The 463-nt window shown below is 65.9% G+C and carries 1 pseudogene; it reads right to left on the bottom strand.

Annotation, left to right across the window (positions count from 1 at the left end):
* A pseudogene (locus K206_RS40670) lies at positions 1–463 on the bottom strand (conjugative coupling factor TraD, PFGI-1 class); the annotation flags it as partial.

Here is a 463-nt window from a genome sequence, read left to right on the forward strand (position 1 = left end):
ATGCGGGTCGCCACCTCGCTGATGCGTCCAAAGCGCCCCACGGCGTTATAACGGGCGGAAATGTCCGGCCACCCCAAATGGAACACATAGAACTCTCCCTCGCGGCCTGCGCGTTGCGCCTCGACGTACATCCGCTTCAGGAGGTCGGCGTCGCCCTTGGGGTCAATGACGATCACGACCTCGTGCTCGCCTGCGACGTTCTTCCGGCGGATGTCCTGCGTCACGAATAACTCGGCCAGCCGCGTCTTTCCCACGCGGGTTGTCCCCAAGACCAATGAGTGCCCGACGCGCTCGCCCAGCGGCAGGCTGACGTCCACCTCCTCGGGTTCGATGCCGTGCAGCCGAGGCAGTCCGCCCACAGGTGGCAGCGGGCGCACTGGGTTGAAAGGCACGTCCCAGCCGGTGAGTTTCGACAGCCGTGACAGTGGGAACGGCGCGAACTCCAGCCGTTCCTCCAGGCGCC

Origin of the sequence: Cupriavidus sp. WS (assembly GCF_000395345.1) — a bacterium.
GTDB classification, from domain to species: domain Bacteria; phylum Pseudomonadota; class Gammaproteobacteria; order Burkholderiales; family Burkholderiaceae; genus Cupriavidus; species Cupriavidus basilensis_B.